12 protein-coding genes are annotated in these 18,083 nt (G+C 42.7%); 3 read left to right on the top strand and 9 right to left on the bottom strand.

What is annotated here, in order from left to right; genetic code table 11:
• Positions 1 to 83: 83 nt before the first annotated feature.
• The gene (locus tag KPY62_RS02755) at positions 84 to 1,484 is read right to left on the bottom strand and encodes a 3-oxoacyl-ACP reductase (protein WP_216580720.1); all 1,401 of its coding nucleotides are present in this window, start codon (positions 1,482 to 1,484) and stop codon (positions 84 to 86) included.
• Positions 1,485 to 3,054: 1,570 nt separating this feature from the next.
• On the opposite strand from KPY62_RS02755, the gene KPY62_RS02760 reads away from it, so the two are divergent.
• Both KPY62_RS02760 and ppk2 read left to right on the top strand, forming a co-directional pair.
• Positions 3,055 to 4,386 (top strand): acetyl-CoA C-acetyltransferase, encoded by a 1,332-nt coding sequence (locus tag KPY62_RS02760; protein WP_416384049.1) that lies wholly within the window; start codon positions 3,055 to 3,057, stop codon positions 4,384 to 4,386.
• A 216-nt stretch (positions 4,387 to 4,602) separates the two neighbouring features.
• Positions 4,603 to 5,616, top strand: a complete 1,014-nt coding sequence (ppk2, locus tag KPY62_RS02765; RefSeq protein WP_228730540.1) for a polyphosphate kinase 2 — start codon at positions 4,603 to 4,605, stop codon at positions 5,614 to 5,616.
• A gap of 164 nt (positions 5,617 to 5,780) precedes the next feature.
• Here the strand turns inward: ppk2 and KPY62_RS02770 are convergent, their stop codons facing one another.
• The 8 genes from KPY62_RS02770 to rsmG form a co-directional block, all read right to left on the bottom strand.
• Complete coding sequence (locus KPY62_RS02770; RefSeq protein WP_216580721.1) at positions 5,781 to 6,128, bottom strand: PilZ domain-containing protein; 348 nt, start codon at positions 6,126 to 6,128, stop codon at positions 5,781 to 5,783.
• A 101-nt stretch (positions 6,129 to 6,229) separates the two neighbouring features.
• On the bottom strand, positions 6,230 to 7,351 hold the full coding sequence (locus KPY62_RS02775; RefSeq protein WP_416384050.1) for a DNA polymerase III subunit delta': 1,122 nt from the start codon (positions 7,349 to 7,351) through the stop codon (positions 6,230 to 6,232).
• 137 nt (positions 7,352 to 7,488) lie between these two features.
• Positions 7,489 to 8,358: a 3-deoxy-manno-octulosonate cytidylyltransferase gene (gene kdsB, locus KPY62_RS02780; RefSeq protein WP_216580722.1), complete on the bottom strand. Its 870-nt coding sequence runs from the start codon at positions 8,356 to 8,358 to the stop codon at positions 7,489 to 7,491.
• 104 nt (positions 8,359 to 8,462) lie between these two features.
• Positions 8,463 to 9,572 carry a tetraacyldisaccharide 4'-kinase gene (lpxK, locus tag KPY62_RS02785; protein ID WP_216580723.1) on the bottom strand — a complete coding sequence of 370 codons (1,110 nt, stop codon included), beginning with the start codon at positions 9,570 to 9,572 and terminating at the stop codon, positions 8,463 to 8,465.
• A gap of 131 nt (positions 9,573 to 9,703) precedes the next feature.
• Positions 9,704 to 11,452 carry a lipid A export permease/ATP-binding protein MsbA gene (gene msbA / locus KPY62_RS02790; RefSeq protein ID WP_416384051.1) on the bottom strand — a complete coding sequence of 583 codons (1,749 nt, stop codon included), beginning with the start codon at positions 11,450 to 11,452 and terminating at the stop codon, positions 9,704 to 9,706.
• A 528-nt stretch (positions 11,453 to 11,980) separates the two neighbouring features.
• Positions 11,981 to 13,159, bottom strand: a complete 1,179-nt coding sequence (locus tag KPY62_RS02795; RefSeq protein WP_216580725.1) for a ParB/RepB/Spo0J family partition protein — start codon at positions 13,157 to 13,159, stop codon at positions 11,981 to 11,983.
• Between the two features lie 103 nt (positions 13,160 to 13,262).
• Entirely contained in the window at positions 13,263 to 14,057 is a 795-nt protein-coding gene (locus KPY62_RS02800; protein ID WP_201622227.1) for a ParA family protein, read from the bottom strand.
• Between the two features lie 201 nt (positions 14,058 to 14,258).
• Positions 14,259 to 14,924, bottom strand: a complete 666-nt coding sequence (gene rsmG / locus KPY62_RS02805; protein WP_216583076.1) for a 16S rRNA (guanine(527)-N(7))-methyltransferase RsmG — start codon at positions 14,922 to 14,924, stop codon at positions 14,259 to 14,261.
• Between the two features lie 377 nt (positions 14,925 to 15,301).
• Here rsmG and KPY62_RS02810 point away from each other — a divergent pair, with 377 nt between their 5' ends.
• Positions 15,302 to 18,058 carry an ATP-binding protein gene (locus tag KPY62_RS02810; protein WP_228730542.1) on the top strand — a complete coding sequence of 919 codons (2,757 nt, stop codon included), beginning with the start codon at positions 15,302 to 15,304 and terminating at the stop codon, positions 18,056 to 18,058.
• Positions 18,059 to 18,083: the final 25 nt, after the last annotated feature.

Raw genomic sequence — 18,083 nt, forward strand, 5'->3', positions numbered from 1 at the left:
CCCACAGGCAGCTTTATCAATATTAATTAACAAATTTTTAGCAAGCATTTATTACTAGAGCCATTTAGCTAGATGCAGTAAGACTATGCACCCAGCAAGCTTTGACCACAGACCCGTACTGTATTGCCATTGAGACCACCAGAAGCTGGAGAAGCTAACCAAGCGATAGTTTCAGCAACATCTATTGGTAGTCCACCTTGACTCATAGAGTTCATCCGGCGACCCGCTTCACGGATAGCAAAAGGAATCACTTCGGTCATTTGGGTCTCAATAAAACCTGGTGCTACTGCATTAATAGTAATACCTTTATCACCACTTGCTAACTGTTTAGCAGTAGCATCTACTAAACCGATAACGCCAGCTTTTGAGGTAGCGTAGTTGGTCTGACCTAAGTTACCAGCGATGCCTGAAATTGATGAAACGCAGACTATACGGGCATCTTGATTGACAACGTCATGGCTAAGCAGATATTTATTAAGTTTAGCAATACTAGCCAAATTAATATTAATAACCATATCCCACTTTTGCTCATCCATATTGGCTAGAGTTTTGTCACGCGTGATGCCAGCATTATGGATAATAGCATCCAGTCCGCCACGCTTTTGCGCTGCATCTGCGATCTGCTCTCCAGCATCATCAGTAGTAATATCAACCAATAAAGTTGAGCCACTAATCTCGCTGGCTACTTTTTGTAAGTCCGCTTGTTGTTGTGGGACATCTAAACAAATAACGTGTGCTCCTTCACGAGCTAGTACCCGAGCGATAGCTTCACCAATACCACGACTGGCACCAGTCACAAGCATAGTCTTGCCGCCTAACGGCTGAGTCCAATCGATATCGATAGCGGTGCCATTACCCACTCGGATCACTTGACCTGATACATAAGCTGAGCGCGCTGAAGTAAAGAATCTTAAAGTTGAATCTAAATTCTGTTCAGCACCTTGGGCCACATAAATAAGCTGAGCAGTAATACCGCGTTTGAACTCTTTACCTACTGACTTGATAAAACCTTCAAGTGCTCGTTGAGCCAATGCCGTTTCGATATCGTCGGCAGCTTCTGGTGGACGACCGATAATTACTACTCGTCCTGAACGTTCAACGCGACGTGCAACGGCATGAAAGAATTCATAAACTTGCTTAAGCTCACTAGCGTTACTGATATTGCTAGCGTCAAACAATAGAACTTTGTACTTGTCTTCACCACTAGTGCTGGCTTTAGCTTCCACGCCAGCATCAGCAAGCGCCTCTTTGATACCATCGTCGCTATTAACAAAAACTTCGACGTGCAGCTCTGATAAAATTCCGGCAATAGCTTGGCTGACACGACTATCATCGCCGGTGGCTGAACCAATCAGCGCACTACCACGTACCAAACGCTGACCACTCTCAAATCTATCTAAACCTACTGGTAGTGGTAATCCTAAATTTTTTGCAACTTTTTTGCCAATAGACGATTTAACAAAATTACCATAACGGTCTGACATAACATAATCCTGTGGTTGAGATTAAAAGGGTGAGAATTAAGAGGCTGAACATATAAAGGTGATGGTTAGACTCTGTTAAATACTGAAAAATTTATACGGCTAATAGCAGATAGCTTAGCAAATTTATATTTCACAAGAGCGACAAAACCCAGATAATTATAATAATAATTTGTACAACTTTTTGATAAACAACTTTTTACTCGTTACGGTTACTGGGGCGTATGCAACTTTTGCCAGCAACTACTGCTAAATAAAGCTGTTGAGTAATCAATACTAGTGAGTGAGTTTTAAACTTTATCAACTATACACGCCCCTACTATACATGTCCAAAAAACAGCCTTGTCTATAGCAATCTGTAAACAAACCAGTATACAAGATAGCCCACTAGCTTATCATCACCTTAGCAAGGCTTGTGTTAAAATCAAGCCTATAGGTTATAGCTTATGTGAATAACGATAACAATATATTATCAAAACTGCCATTATGCAACTTTGGTTATAGATACTGAGTAGTTCTGTAGCGCTATACTTTTACTCTCTACTAAGGATCATTTTTTTGCAGTGTTAATTTATAGTTACTTATAGCACTACAGCCGTTACTCGATTTGCTAAAGACCTACAATAGCATGATAAAAACTTATTATTATAGGCAACTATAATATTCACCATTGTTAATGCTGCTCAACGTTTCCTATTCCATTAATCCGACTATTATGCTTATTTTGGCTTATGAACGTTTTTAACAAGCCATCTTTGGTCTACTATTAATAATACGGTATGCAAAGCAAAATATTGGATACTTAATGGCTTGATGCTAGTAATTTACTGTTGACCAGTTAATTTATGATGCTAAGCGTATCGCCCTTATTTATACTACTGTTTACTTTAGAAAACTAGAAGCATAGCGCATGACTTATTAGCTTTATATATTTTTTATATAACCTGATATACAGCCTGCACTTTTTAACTTTGTACAATTAACTATATATATACCTAAGGAACCTATTATGAGTAACCCAAAAGATAGTCCAGTCATCGACAGTACCGTAGTAAAAAAAGGGGCCGTAGCTACTGCTAGTAAAACGGTTACCACCCCAAAAGCTGAAGATAAAGATAATAGCGCCCATTACGACTCTATTGCTGAGCTCAAAAAAGCTACTGATATTGTTGATGCTGTTGGCAAACCGGTGCAAGAAACTACTGAAAATGATCAAACGGCTAAAAAAGCCAAACTAAAAGACCAATTAATCAATGAAGCTAAAGAGCTAGAAGAAAATACTGCTGTTGAGAGTGTTGATAAAGCAGCGAAATCAAGCGCAGCTGACACTGATAAAGATAGTAAGACACCTGATACAGCAGATGCTGATGAAAGAGCCAGTGTAAAATCTGACAATAACAGTGATGATGAAAAACAACTAAAAAAAGCTAGCGATAATAAAGAAGAGCAAAAACTAGCAGAGAAATCAGAGCCGAAACCAGAACAAAAAGAGGATAGCAAGCAACAAAAAACTACCGCTACTGATAGTTCTGCGACTAAGCGTTCTACTGATAAAAGTGCTACTGATAAAAGTATTGCCACCAAGAGCCCTGCCGCTAAGAAAAGCACTACAAAAGTGATCTCAGGTCAGCATCGTGTAGCTATTTTAGGCGGTAACCGTATTCCTTTCGCACGCTCTAATGGTGCTTATTCAGAGGCTAGTAATACTGATATGCTTACTGCGGCCTTTAACGGCTTAATCGAGCGTTATAACTTACAAGATGAGTTATTAGGTGAAGTAGTTGCCGGTGCGGTAATTAAGCTTAGCCGTGATATTAACTTGACTCGCGAAGCCGCCCTAAATACAGCGTTAAATCCACAAACACCTGCTTATGATATCTCACAAGCTTGTGGTACAGGCGTACAAGCAACCTTCGCTTCAGCGAACAAAATTGCTTTGGGTATCATCGATTCAGCCATCACTGGCGGTGTTGATACTACCTCAGATGCTCCTATTGCTATTGGTGACGGCTTGCGTAAAGTCCTATTAAAGCTGGGCTCTGCCAAAAACATGAAGCAGCGTCTTCAAGCATTAAGCAAGTTTGATCCGAAAGATTTAATCGATGCGCCACAAAATGGTGAGCCACGTACGGGCCTATCTATGGGCGACCATCAAGCGATTACTACGCTTGAGTGGAATATCAGCCGTGAAGACCAAGATGAGCTAGCCTTTAACAGTCATAAAAACTTAGCACGTGCTTACGATGAAGGTTTCTTTGACGATTTATTAACGCCTTATAAGGGCTTAACTCGTGATAATAACTTACGTCCCGATTCAACTATAGAAAAACTGGGCAAGTTGAAGCCAGCCTTTGGTAAGAATAATGCCAATCCAACCATGACAGCGGCCAACTCAACCCCATTAACTGATGGTGCTTCTTGTGTACTATTATCTAATGAAGATTGGGCTAAAGAGCGTGGACTTAAGCCGTTAGCTTATATCGTTCATCAAGAGACCGCAGCGGTAGATTTCATTGGTAAATCTGGTGATAAAGAAGGCCTATTGATGGCTCCTGCTTATGCAGTGCCACGTATGCTTGAGCGTGCAGGTCTGACTCTACAAGATTTTGACTTCTATGAGATCCATGAAGCCTTTGCCTCACAAGTATTGTCTACTATGGCAGCTTGGGAAGATGAAAGCTTCTGTAAACAGCGCTTAGGTCTTGATGCACCTTTAGGCTCGATAGATCGTAGTAAATTAAACGTTAACGGCTCATCACTTGCTGCCGGACATCCTTTTGCTGCTACGGGTGGTCGTATATTAGCCACTGCTGCTAAGCTACTTGATCAAAAAGGCTCAGGCCGTGCGCTAATCTCAATCTGTGCTGCTGGTGGCCAAGGAGTTACTTGTATCTTAGAGAAGTAAGCTTCTAGGATAGAATATTCGCCTACTGTTACTTACCCTTTAATCGCCGGATTAGAGGGTATTTTTTTGTTTATGGTTGGAGCTGTCATCGCTTGATAGTTATATTAATTAGGCGTTAACAGACAAGCGCTTATTACCCAGCAGCTTTGAAGGTATACTATATAAGTAGAGCTGAAAACCATAGACTAAGTCTAAGTCCGCTATTAGGAGTTTATTATGGCTAAGATACCCTCATCTATTGATCCAAAATCATTGACCACAAAAGAGCTTAGCGAACTAAGCGCCGCTGAATGTGATAACTTCATTGAACGAATGGATAAGGAAGTTTTTGATGATGAGCTACGCCGTAAGATGCATCAGGACTTGATCGATGCTTATGATGAAGAACTCGAAAACGAGATAGATGACTACATAAATGACTCTCGTTTTGACGGGCTAGTCATGACCGAACAAGAAAAGCTTGATCGCCGCACTTATTTTCAACAATTAGTGCGCCTACAGCGCGAGCTGATAAAACTACAAGATTGGGCAGTTGATCGCGGTGAGCGTATTGTAGTAATCTTTGAAGGACGTGATTCAGCTGGCAAAGGCGGTGCTATCAAACGTATCACTCAGCGCTTAAACCCACGTGTTTGTAGAGTCGCAGCTTTGCCTGCCCCTACGGAACGTGAGCAAACTCAATGGTATTTTCAGCGTTACGTTGCTCATTTACCAGCGGCAGGTGAAATTGTATTATTTGATCGCAGCTGGTATAACCGCGTAGGTGTTGAACGAGTGATGGGCTTTTGTACCGATGCACAGTATGAGGAGTTTTTTCAGTCGGTACCAGAATTTGAGCGCATGCTAGTACGTTCAGGTATCCGCTTAGTCAAGTATTGGTTTTCGATCACTGATGATGAGCAACATTCACGCTTTATGAGTCGTATTCATGATCCGCTTAAGCAATGGAAACTGTCAGCGATGGACTTACAATCTCGTCGGCGTTGGGAAGATTATACTAAAGCTAAAGAGACTATGTTTGAGCGTACCCATATTCCAGAAGCTCCTTGGTGGGTAGTCGAGGGTAATAATAAAAAACGTGCCCGTCTTAACTGTATTGCTCATCTACTAGAGCAGATACCTTATGACGATGTCCCTCGTGATGAAGTTCAACTGCCTGAACGCAAGCGTGATGATGAATACTATCGTGAACCTATTCCTGATGATATGTATGTACCCCCACGCTATTAGCATTTTTAGCCAATAAAACAGTTATTATTTCTTCATCATCTGGACGAAATAAATAATAGCTGCTAAGCTGTAGATCATAGTGCCCTTACTAACTTATATACTGACAAACTAACTAGTATTTAGCAGCTATCTAATATTTAGGACTAATAGTCAGCAATTAGCAATTACATAGTATAAGTCGCTTGCTGGCTATCAAGTTTACCGGCCAGTAAATGCTCAACTTCGTTTTTGATCTTCTGCCCACTAACATCTTTGCCTATTTGTACCGCAAAACCTGCCGGACGATTGGCCTGAGCCTTGCGATTGAGCCAAACCACTTTGCCATTCATCGGCAACCGCTCACTAGAATTAGGTAGTGTCACGGCAACGAATACTTCATCACCCAATTGCTGAATGCGCTCGCTTACTACAAATAATGCCCCATTATCTACAAAAGATAAGTAGCTGGCGTACAGCATTGCTATATCTGTAATATGACAACTAATAATTCCACCGCGACTTGGCATTACCATCGTTAGCTCCTAATATAAAAGATAGGTTTAAGCTTGGTTTATGACCAGCCTTAATCATTAAAATACTTATTTACTGCTGTGCTTGACTAGCATAGATAAGCTTACAACTGTGCTAACTGCTGCATCAGCTTATCATAGGCGAATTTTTCTTGCACATTTTGTTGTAGAGCTATCTTCACTTGCTGTAGTTGGTACAGCATAGCTTCAAGCGCAGCCTCACTAGGCTGATAAGTGGTGATAACTTTTGGCAACTCTATATCTTGCTGACTGCTTGTTAGCCCTAAACAGACCCGCTGAATATCCAATATCATCATTTCAGTCAACTTTATAAAATCGGCTATATCCAGCTGACTCTGCCAGTAATCACTAGCTGCTATAGCGCTACGTTTGCCACTACGTAAGGCTTGCCATGTGGTTAGCCAAAGCACGCGCTTACTATACCAAGCGGCTTGCGCTAAATCTATTGCCGCTAACGGAGCGCCATTAGCCAACTGCAATAACTGCGCTATTTGCGAAGATCCAATAGCTTCACGGTTAATAGTGCTACCTAGAGCTTGGGTAACATAATGCTGGGCAGCGCTAGCTTCTATTTGTTGCAATGGCAGCTGCTGCACCCGACTCTTAATAGTAGGTAACAGCTGAGTTGGCGTATCACTAATTAGGAACAAATGCACTTGCGCTTGGGGTTCCTCAAGGGTTTTTAGTAGAGCATTAGCAGCAGCAATAGTCATCTGTTCGGCATAATCTAAGACACAAATACGTATACCCTGCCCACCTTGATAGATAAAAGGTTGCAAGGCACGAATATCGTCAATTTTTATGGTGAAGGAAGCTTTAGCAATCGCTTTGGCTGACTTTTTGCTGGTTTTAGTTGCTAGCTCAGCGGCTTGACTGCTGTTGGCGCTCGCCACACTAATAGGCATTTGCGCTAATGGCAGTACTTGTAAGCTTGGATGGGTACCTGATCTGAGCCACTGGCAACTGACACAATGACCACAAGCGCCAGCTGGATGTTGATCACGCTCTCGACATAATAGCCAAGCCACTAATCGCCAGACAAAAGCGCGCTTGCCCATACCTTGCATGCCAGCAGCTAATAAGGCGTGTGGTAAAGCTGATGATGGCGACAACACTCGTGCTGTTATTTGCTGCCATAATTGGTGTTGCCAAGGTAATAGCTCTGCAAAATAAATGTCGTCGGTGATCTCGTCCACGCTTGATATCCCTTTATTCTTTTAATCTAGCTAAATACAAAATATATTACGCCGCTAACTACTAGCTTTTTTGACTAGTATTAATGTTTATAGTGATGCTCTTAAATACTAGTATTTGTAATAAAGTAGATATTTACTTAGGCTATTTACTGGCCAGTATAGTCTTTAAAGTCAGCTAAACTCATAGCATTTAAGCGCTCTAAATCTTCCTGAGTATCTACTCCTGCTGGCAGCTTGAGGGTTGCCGCTTGGATAGCAATTGCGCCCCCATTCTCCAAAACGCGTAGTTGCTCTAGGCTCTCTAGGGTTTCTAAGGCGGTAGGTAGCCAATGTACAAACTGCTGCAGCAAGCTGACTCGATAAGCATATAAGCCTAAATGACGCTTAGCATTTTGTGGTGCTGCTGCTATTACTTCTGGGTTTTCTGCCAAAGCACTATCACGATCACAAGGAATTGGGGCGCGGCTAAAGTACAGTGCCCGCTGGTACTCAATACGGTTAGTACTACTATCAGGACTATTTCCGGACTGATAGCTAATAGGGTAAGTAGCGCTTACTACTTTAACTACTGAAGGTCGTCTAAAGGTTTCATTATCTTCAATCGGCTCATACAAAGTTGCCATAACACTAGCTTCATCTCGTACTAGTAAATCTTTGACTTGCTGCAACAATGATGGGGGTACTAAAGGCTCATCGCCTTGCATGTTGATGACAATATCTTGCTGTGCCCAACCCTTTATAGCGGCCACTTCTGCCAGACGATCGGTGCCAGATATATGGTCACTACGAGTCATTACCACTTCAAACCCAGCATCACGACAAACCTCAGCGATACGTAAGTCATCAGTAGCAATGCACATGTCATCAGCGAAATCTGCCGATTTTGCTTTTTCAGCGACCCAAAGTATCATTGGTTTACCGTGAATAGCTAATAATGGCTTACCAGGTAGACGGGTACTTTTAAAGCGCGCAGGAATGACGATATGAGTCTTAGCAGGCGATGAGACGATCGACATGATTGAATCCTATTTTTTTGAGATCTGTTTTTTTAAATCTGTTTTTTGAAATGATGATAGTGGCAGCGAGCTATTGTAAATAATTGCATTTCGATCAATACTGACTATAGCTTCAGCCCCAGACTATTTAATTGCTGCTGTAGCTCATCATAGCAACTAGCCGATAGCTTAGCAGTCACTGGTAATACCCAAATTCTAGCAAGCAAAGCTTCAATGTCAGTTTTGCTTACCGTTGAGGCGGGCATACTCAGGTGATCGGCCAATAGCACGCTTATTTTTACTGCATCTTTACTAGTGACAATGATAGGATACTGCTGATACTGCAATAAATCTGCCAACTCAAAGTCATAGTGGTCAGGGTAAGGGTGAGCGATCACTACTAACCCTAAGCTCTCAGCAGTAGCAAAGAATCGCTGCGGATAGCCGATACCACTAACCGCATGTACAGTGCTACCTGCTACAGGCGCCTCACTCTGTATTATCAGCGAAGAAGATTGCTCATTGCAATTATTAGCGACTGAACTGCCCCGCAACGCCCGCAAAGTATTCGGCTGCAACTGCATAGTTAGATGATGAGCGGTGAACTCAGAGTCAGCACTATCGAGCTTTTTATGCTCAATAACAGTCGCCCCATTCAGTCTTGCCAGCGGCTCACGCAAAAACCCAGTAGGTAGTAGCTGCTGATTACCAAAGCCGCGAGCCACATCGACTACTATCCACTCTATGTCTCGCTGCAGGGCATAATGCTGCAAACCGTCATCAGCGATTATTAGCTGTAAGTCAGGATGCGCTTGCAATAAAATAGCAATGGCTTGTTGTCGATTAGGGCATACCGCCATCGGCACCTCAGTCATACTGACGATTAAACTAGGCTCATCCCCTACTTCATTTGGCAAGCTAGTCCTAGTCACTAGAGCTGGCATCTTATCGCTATCGCCACCATAACCACGACTGATCACACCCACTCGTAGCTTATGCTGTTGTAGATAATCAACTAACGCCATAATAAGCGGAGTCTTACCACTACCACCAACAGTAATATTACCAATTACCATTACTGGAATAGGCGCACGGTAGCTCTGCAACCAGCCAAGCTTATAGCCTTGACGACGTACTAGACTCAGCAAACCATACAGCCAACTAAGGGGCAATAGTAACCATAGCCAAAGCGCTTGACGTTGCCATGCCTTAGTAATCGCCGTCTCCAGACTCATCTATTAGCTCTCACTCAATTATCCGGTTGGTCACTTGCTCAGTTAATATTTTGTTGCACTCTTAAAAGGTTATAGACCTTTAACTGTAATAGCGTTTCATTATTTGACAGTTTCATTACTTAACCATGCCATCACTTAAAGTCACGCTCATACATCTGCGCATAATAGCTCTTATTCTGTAATAGCTCGTCATGAGTACCAATCTCCACAATCCTACCGTTATCTAGTACTGCAATGCGATCGGCGGACTCAATAGTAGTCAGACGATGAGCAATCACTAGGGTAGTACGATCTTTCATAACGTTATCGAGGGCTTGTTGAATATAATGCTCGGACTCATTATCTAAAGCACTAGTAGCCTCATCCAATATAAGAATAGGCGAGTCTTTTAGCAAAGCACGGGCGATAGATAAGCGCTGACGCTGACCGCCAGATAATTGTAAGCCTTCGGCACCGACTTCACTTTGATAGCCTTGGGGCATCTTAGTAATAAAGTCATGAGCAAAGGCATCTTTGGCAGCTCGTTCTACCTCAGCTTGCGACTTACTGGCCAAACTACCATAAGCAATATTATTAAATACCGTAGTATTAAATAATACTACTTGTTGATTGACCATAGCAATCTGTGAGCGCAGACTCTCCAAAGTGATGTCTTCAATAGCCATACCATCCATAGTGATCTGCCCTGAAGTGGTGTTCAAGGTACGAGTCAATAGATTAACTAACGAGGACTTGCCAGCACCACTTCGGCCCACCAACGCAATGGTTTCGCCAGCACGGATATCTAAGCTAAAATCTTGTAAGGCAATAGTTGAATCAGGATAAACCAAACTGACTTTATCCAGCTTAATCTCACCGGAAAGTGTGGGACTGAGCACGCCAGTATTTTGCTCTTCAGGCTCATCGAGTAGCGCAAATATAGACTCACCAGCGGCGAGGCCTTTTTGCAGCTTTTGATTGATATCAGTTAACGAGCGTACTGGCTTACTGAGTAACCCTGCAGCAGCAATATAAGAGATGAATTCTCCCGCTGAGATATTATCAATCACTGCAGGGCGTAAAGCTAACCATACCACCACCGACATCGCTATCGCCATTAATAGCTGCACAGCTGGGGTGTTGATACTATTAGTTACTACTATCTTCATGCCTTGGCGCAAGTTGCGCTTAGAAGTATTATCGAAACGTTGCGCTTCGTAGGCTTGACCGCCATAATTTTTGACAACTTGATAACCAGTGACTACCTCATTGGTAATATGACTAACATCACCCATAGTTTGTTGAATATCTTTTGAGAGGGTCAAATAGCGTTTTGAGGCTAAACGAATCAGCCATAATATAGGCGGTAACACTAAAAATAAAATTAAGGTTAAACGCCAGTTGCTATATAGCAAAAAGCCAATCAACGCTACTACTGTCAAGCCATCACGCAGCAGAGTCTTCATCGAGTCAGTACTAGCTGCGGTGACTTGCTCAACGTCGAAGATAAGTTTAGAGGAAATAGTACCAGAAGGATTGGCTAAATAAAACGAGCTAGGTAAGCGCAACAGTTTATTAAACACTTGCACGCGCAGCTCATAGACTAAGTTACGCGATACTAAAGCCGTATAATAGTTACCCAAAAAGCTACCCACACCCCGTACGAAGAATAACAGCACAATAATCAGCGGAAACAGATTTTGTTTCGCTTGGTCATTCTGATTGATAGCGTCAGTGATGTATTGCAATAGTTTAGCAATCCAAATCTCAGTACCGGCATTGATAGCGAAACCAATGATCGTCAATACTAGTGCCCACCAATACGGCTTTAGATAAGCTAACAGACGGAATAGAGTTTTATGCTTAGGAGGTAACGGTAGCGGTGACCCAGACTCTTGCATCTTATCGGCAGAGGTTTTGGTTATATTAGCTTGCAAAGATTGGCTCATAAAAGCCTCAGTTTAAATAATGTTTTGTGAGTTTTTCACTTATATAAGGTGGTTAGTCCAATGCAAACCACAGCAATAGCGAGTGACTTATACAATTAATAAATTATGACTAATAGTCTAGGATTAACCAAATAAACTATAAGACATAAAGTTAGCAAAAGCACTAGATTGTAGCATTCCACTATTTACGCTATATTGCTTCAATATAACGGTTATTGACAATATTTAGCAGTAGCTAGTATTTATATATCAATTATATATAAAGGCTACGCGGTGTTGAACAATCATCAGTCAACACTAGCGATAATTAATGCTGCTCTACAGTAGCTTACTAGAGCTTATAGTGGCATCAATTAGCCAACAGGCATACCGCACTAGTATTTAAGTTTAAAAACCCTAGCTTGCCTGCCATACATCTTACTGCTACTACTGCTTAATGAGATAGTTATCTGTTAGTCAAAATATTTATCATTGAGAAGGTTAATGCTGTGCCGCCAACTGTTCAATCAAAGCGACTAGTTGCTGTTGATCATGGAAAAATATCTCCACACTACCTTGACCATCTTTTTTATGCTTAAGCTTAACTTCTGCTCCCAACGCGTCAGTCAGACGCTGAGTCATACGCTGAGCGTCATGGCTTACTACTGCCGCCACAGGATCAGCTTTTACTGGGGGTTGTAAAATAGATTTAACCAATTTTTCAGCTTCACGCACGGTCATACCACCATCAATAATTTTCTGGGCAATAATCGGTTGTTGTTCTGAGGATAGGGCCAATAGCGTGCGAGCATGACCCATATCTAAAGCGCTATTAGCTAAGTGGTCTTTAACTGTGTCATGGAGCTGATTAAGCCGTAGTAGGTTCGATACTGTAGTGCGGGCTTTACCAACCACTTCGGCAATCATCGCATGACTCATGCCGAATTCTGTATGGAAACGTTGTAGAGCAGCGGCTTGCTCAATCACCGATAGATCTTCACGCTGAATATTCTCAATCAACGCTAAGGCAATAGCTAACTCATCAGACAACGCTCGTTCAATCGCTGGAATGACCGCTTTACCTGCCATTTTTGCTGCACGCCAACGCCGCTCACCAGCAATAATTTCGTGAGTAACTATAGCCGTGCTTTTATCTTCAGTTGCTAGCAAGGGTCGAATAACAATAGGCTGCATCACCCCATGCTGCTCAATAGAAGAAGCTAGTTCTGCCAATGCAGTCTCACTCATATCACGACGGGGCTGGTATTTCCCTGCTTGCAATTTCATCACATCAATCTGTATCAGACTGATCTGATCTTCACTAGCGCCAGTATCAATCTGACTACGTACTTTAAGAGTGCTAGCTTTACTATTAGCACCACTATTACGTACTGTACGAGTGCGATTAGCGGCCTTTGCAGTTTTAGTTTCGGTTTTAGTACTTATTGTATCAACAGCTGACTGCTCAGCGCTCCCATTACTACCTTTAGTAGGCTTAGAGTCAATAGCCTCTGACGAGACACTTAATGCTGTAGCTGGCAAGGTTTCTTCTACTGCTAGGTCATGATGCACAACCCTATCATCTCGTAAAGCAGAGGCGGTGATTTGCTTTTCTTTTTTGATTGATCCCAATAGGGCATCTAGACCTCGATTGGCAGCCAAACCTCGTTTTTTCGCCATGATTACCTATCCTTTAATACTAAAATAAAAGCCGCTTGCTGGTTAATAACGGCTTACTAATGACTACAGTAGTTACTGCTAAATATGTTCGCCACTTAACCCATTACTTAGCGGGTTTTTTTGGGCTTTGCTTAATCACTTCTGCTGCCAGTTGTTGATAAGCCATCGCCCCTTTTGAGCTTTTATCAAACATCAATATCGGCATGCCATGGGCAGGCGCTTCTGCCAAACGAATATTTCTTGGGATATGGGTTTTGTACATGATATCGCCAAAATGGGCTTGTAGCTCAGCAGAAACATCGTTGGCTAAAGTGTTACGAGCATCAAATAAGGTTCTGACTACACCGCGTATATATAGAGGTGGGTTCAGCTCTGTCAACCGCTCGATAGTCTGCGATAGATCGGCTAAACCTTCTAGTGCATAATATTCGCACTGCATCGGAATAATCACGCTGTCAGTAGCAATCAAAGCGTTAATAGTCAACAAGTTCAAGCTGGGCGCACAGTCCATAACAATATAATCATAGGCCTTTTTTTGCGCTTGCTGTTGATCAGCTACTAATACCTGCATAGCTGTCTTTAATAATTCGTGACTATTGGTCTGCCCCATCAAGGTAATATCCATACCCGCCAGCTCACGATTGGCACCGATTACATCGAAACCTGCTGGACTTCTGACGGTGGCTTGCTGCAAGGAAACCCCATCGAGCAGAACGTCAGCTATAGTCAGCTCCAAATCGTTCTTGTCCAAGCCTGTTCCTGAGGTTGCATTGCCTTGTGGGTCTAAGTCAATCAGCAGTACACGCTTGCGCTTGGCCGCCAAACTGGCCGTCAAATTTACCGCCGTTGTGGTCTTACCAACGCCGCCTTTTTGATTGGCAATTGCTATGATTTCCATACACTCACTCAATTTGATTAATTTGGCGCTTATCACTAGCGCCTGTTTTATTATTAATAGGTTTATTCTACTCGGCAGTATAGTTGCTCTACAGCGGCGCACTTAGTAGTATCACCCTAACTTTATCGTTAAAAACAGCTTATAAAACGGGCTATCAGCAAAAGCTGGTTAGTCGACCTATTGAACAGGCCGTAGCATGCGCTAGCCTATTTTAGATAGTTCAATCAAATGCCGACTGTCGTCTAAACCAGGAACCGTTAACTTAATAGTTTCAATTTGCCACTGTTGATTTAACGCTTGTAACTCTTCAGTGGTTGGCGCTTTTCCTTTCATCGCAAATAAATGACCACTTGCAGCTAGCTTGGGCTCAGCAGCCAATACAAAATCAGTCAAACTAGCAAAAGCTCTAGAAGTTACCACTTCATATTGTCCTTCATGGGCTTCAATACGTGCCGCAATAGGCTGTACATTATGTAGACCAAGCTCACTGCTGACTTGCTTAATAAAACGAATCTTTTTTTGATTGCTATCGAGAGCGCTACACTGGCGTTCAGGCTGACAAATAGCAATAATAACTGCTGGTAGTCCAGCGCCTGTACCGATATCCAACAAAGCCCCAGCTGGCAAATGCGTTATAATAGCCAAGCAATCGATAACATGCTTAATCAAGGCCTCTTTAGGCTCAGTAATAGCAGTTAGATTATAAGCTTTGTTCCATAGCAATAGCTGGTCTAAGTACAACAACAATTGACGCTGCTGGTTATGATCTAATGACAAACCCAGCGACTGTACTGCTTGCGCTAATATATCAGCTAAATGAGGCAGTTGTGCAGCAATTTTTACAAACCCAGTAGTGTCGATAGCCATGTTGGCCTGCTGACTCGCTGCTTGATTGGTAGTATTATTCGAGGGTGTAAAAGGGCTTTTAATAGCGCCATTAGCAGAAGCTGACATACAACGAGTTATCCTGTTTTGACACGTGAACCGACTATTTTATCATGCAGGCTGCCCCTTGAATAGTTGCAGATTGCCTCAATGTCCGACATCTTATACTATCTACGCTTAGATTGACGATTTATTCGGTTTTAATCCTCTTTACAAGCTAAAAACCGTATTAGTAGACCTACTGATTTTAGCCTCTATAGTAGTTTTACTTGCTCAATGTTTAACGCTACGACTTTTAAACCTTAACAACGCAAGCTTTATCTATTAAGCTTTACAAATTTTGAGATAGTTTACCGCTTATGATTGAACAGCCTTACACCGCGATGACCCAAACATCAGCTAACACTGATATTAATGATAGGCTCACTAATGATACAGCTATAACAGAAACTATAGCCGCTGAAGTGAGTTCGGCAGCTGAGTCATTACCGCATCCTATTTTGGCAGAAGTCAATGACCGTTGCTTTATCTCAGAGGAGCATCTAAAACGCTACACTGAGCCTAGCCAACTGCCGACAGACACTCGTACGGCAGATGATCTAGACGTGGGTTTTGGTCAGCAGCGTGCTATTAAAGCCTTACGGACAGCTTTAGATATTAATGCTAGTGGCTATCATGTGTTCGCTGCTGGTGAGAATGGCTTAGGTAAGCGCACTATTATCACTCGTTTGCTACAACGCATCGCTAGTGATGCACCAACGCCTGATGATTGGGTCTATGTGCATAACTTCACTGACCCACGTAAGCCTTTGGCCTTACGATTGCATACGGGACAAGGGCTACTATTAAAGCAGCAAGTCAATACCTTGTGGCAACAAGCCAGCAAGCGCTTGAATCAACGTTTCCGTAGCGATCACTATCAAAGTAAAATAGAAGCCATTAACAATACCTCTCAGCAGCAAGAAAGCCAAGCTTATGATGCACTCAATGCTGAAGGCAAAGCTTATGACTTAACCCTGAGCTTTCGACCTTATGATAATAAAGCAGTCTTTGTCCATCCTAGCCAGCTAGCAACTTCGACTGATAGCTCGGCAGCTGACAATGCCATGACTGCTGAGTCAGTAACTGAGCAAAGTTACGAGAGTAAGCTGGACAACTTCGTCCAAAAAAACCACATGCAAAAGCGTCTTAGCCAGCTGACTATCACTTTAGAGCAATTAGAAGATGAAGCCAACGCTAGCATTGAAACGCTACATCGTGACATAGCGCAGCGTGCTCTTGAGCCTCTATTCATCCCTATTTATGAGCAGTTTTCGGCTCAGCCACTAGTAATAGACTATTTAAAAACGATGCTTGCCGATATGATTACTCATGTTGAGCGTATCGTTAATGCCGATGATGAGAAATTTGTCGCAGCAGTATTGGGGGCTACGCCTAGCCGTTATACCGTGAACGTTATGGTCAGTCACCAGCCTGATGAGGGTGTACCCGTTATCTTTGAGAACTTACCCACTCATCTCAATCTATTAGGTCATGTTGAGCAAGTCACACAATCAGGGACGGTTATTACTGATGTCAGTATGATACGGGCTGGAGCTTTGCATCGTGCTAATGGCGGTTATTTATTACTCGAAGCTAGCCAAGTTCTTGAGCATCCCTATGCTTGGCAAGGGCTAAAGCGTGCTTTGCAGACTCGTAAAATAAAACTATCAAGCCTTGAACAAATTCTGGCATTGACTGGTAGCTTATCGCTAGAACCATCGCCTATTGAGCTTGATATAAAAGTAATCCTGTTAGGAGAAGCTGATTTATATTATGAGTTATTAGAGCTTGAGCCTGAGTTTGATGCGGTGTTTAAGATTCGTGCTGACTTTCATGATGATGTCATCCGTACTAGCGAGCACGAATTAGCGCTAGTCGCTAAAATGGCTGATATTATTGATTATGCTGACCTTTGCCCTTTTGATAGTGAGGCACAAGCTACTTTACTAGAACACTTAAGCTTACAAGCTGAAGACCAAAACCGCTTGAGCCTACATAGTGATCGTCTCATCAAGCTATTACATGAGTCCAACCGCCATGCCCGCTTACAAGATCAGGAGATAGTCACCGCTAGCCATGTTATCCAAGCCATCGCTGATATGGATGAGCGCTCAGGATACTTGCGTGACTTGTATTGGCAGGAGCTCAAAAACGGTCAGCAACTTATAAATACTGATGGCGGAGCTGTCGGACAAGTCAATGCGCTAACCGTAGTCAGCTATGCTGATAGCGAATTTGGCATGCCCGCACGTTTGACCGCCTTGATTCAGCCTAATATTGGTACTGGTGATATTTTAGATATCGAGCGTGATGTCGAACTGGGCGGCAGCTTGCATGCCAAAGGTATGCTGATTATGACTAGCTATCTGCGTGCCTTGTTCAGTCAGCATCATGCGTTGAACTTTAGTGCCTCCTTAGCCTTTGAACAAAGTTACGCTCATATCGATGGTGACAGCGCTACGGTTAGCGAAGCTTGTGCCCTGCTCTCAGCACTGGCCAACGTCCCTATCAACCAAGCCTTTGCTATTACTGGCTCGATGAACCAGTTGGGTGAAGTCCAAGCGGTTGGCGGCATTAATGCTAAGATAGCCGGCTTCTTCGATGCCTGTCGTGAGCAAAGCTTAACTGGTCAACAAGGGGTAGTGATTCCAATGGCCAACGTCAAGCACTTGATGTTACGTGATGATATTATTGAGGCAGTCGCAGCCGGACAATTCTATGTTTATGGGGTCAATACTCTTAGCGAAGCGCTGACGCTAATGACTGGACTACCTATCGATACTATGAACAAAAAAGGCCGCTATCGTAAAGACACCTTATTTGGTAAAGTATTACAGCGCTTGATGTTATGGGATGAAAATCAAGCCAATGCTAATGCCGATGATCTAGAAGATAAAAAGTCTAAGAAAAAGAAGGCGGCAAAGAAAAAAGCTAAAAATAAGAAAAAGCCTAAACAAAAACCTGAAGATAGAGCGGCTGACTTAGGTAAAAAAAACCACGGTAAAGCTGAGAACGATAAAAGTCATATGCATTCTGAACAGCCACACGCAACGGCAGATAACACTTCCGCTTAAGCTAAAAGGTCAGTAATCTAGCCTA

Origin of the sequence: Psychrobacter sp. TAE2020, from assembly GCF_018919485.1 — a bacterium.
GTDB lineage: Bacteria > Pseudomonadota > Gammaproteobacteria > Pseudomonadales > Moraxellaceae > Psychrobacter.

Bases quoted from the DNA above. Each gene is read 5' to 3' on its own strand.
- msbA (WP_416384051.1), bottom strand. From the start codon at position 11,452: ATGCAAGAGTCTGGGTCACCGCTACCGTTACCTCCTAAGCATAAAACT.
- ppk2 (WP_228730540.1), top strand. From the start codon at position 4,603: ATGGCTAAGATACCCTCATCTATTGATCCAAAATCATTGACCACAAAA.
- KPY62_RS02770 (WP_216580721.1), bottom strand. From the start codon at position 6,128: ATGGTAATGCCAAGTCGCGGTGGAATTATTAGTTGTCATATTACAGAT.
- KPY62_RS02795 (WP_216580725.1), bottom strand. From the start codon at position 13,159: ATGGCGAAAAAACGAGGTTTGGCTGCCAATCGAGGTCTAGATGCCCTA.
- rsmG (WP_216583076.1), bottom strand. From the start codon at position 14,924: ATGGCTATCGACACTACTGGGTTTGTAAAAATTGCTGCACAACTGCCT.
- kdsB (WP_216580722.1), bottom strand. From the start codon at position 8,358: ATGTCGATCGTCTCATCGCCTGCTAAGACTCATATCGTCATTCCTGCG.
- KPY62_RS02810 (WP_228730542.1), top strand. From the start codon at position 15,302: ATGATTGAACAGCCTTACACCGCGATGACCCAAACATCAGCTAACACT.
- KPY62_RS02755 (WP_216580720.1), bottom strand. From the start codon at position 1,484: ATGTCAGACCGTTATGGTAATTTTGTTAAATCGTCTATTGGCAAAAAA.
- KPY62_RS02800 (WP_201622227.1), bottom strand. From the start codon at position 14,057: ATGGAAATCATAGCAATTGCCAATCAAAAAGGCGGCGTTGGTAAGACC.
- lpxK (WP_216580723.1), bottom strand. From the start codon at position 9,572: ATGAGTCTGGAGACGGCGATTACTAAGGCATGGCAACGTCAAGCGCTT.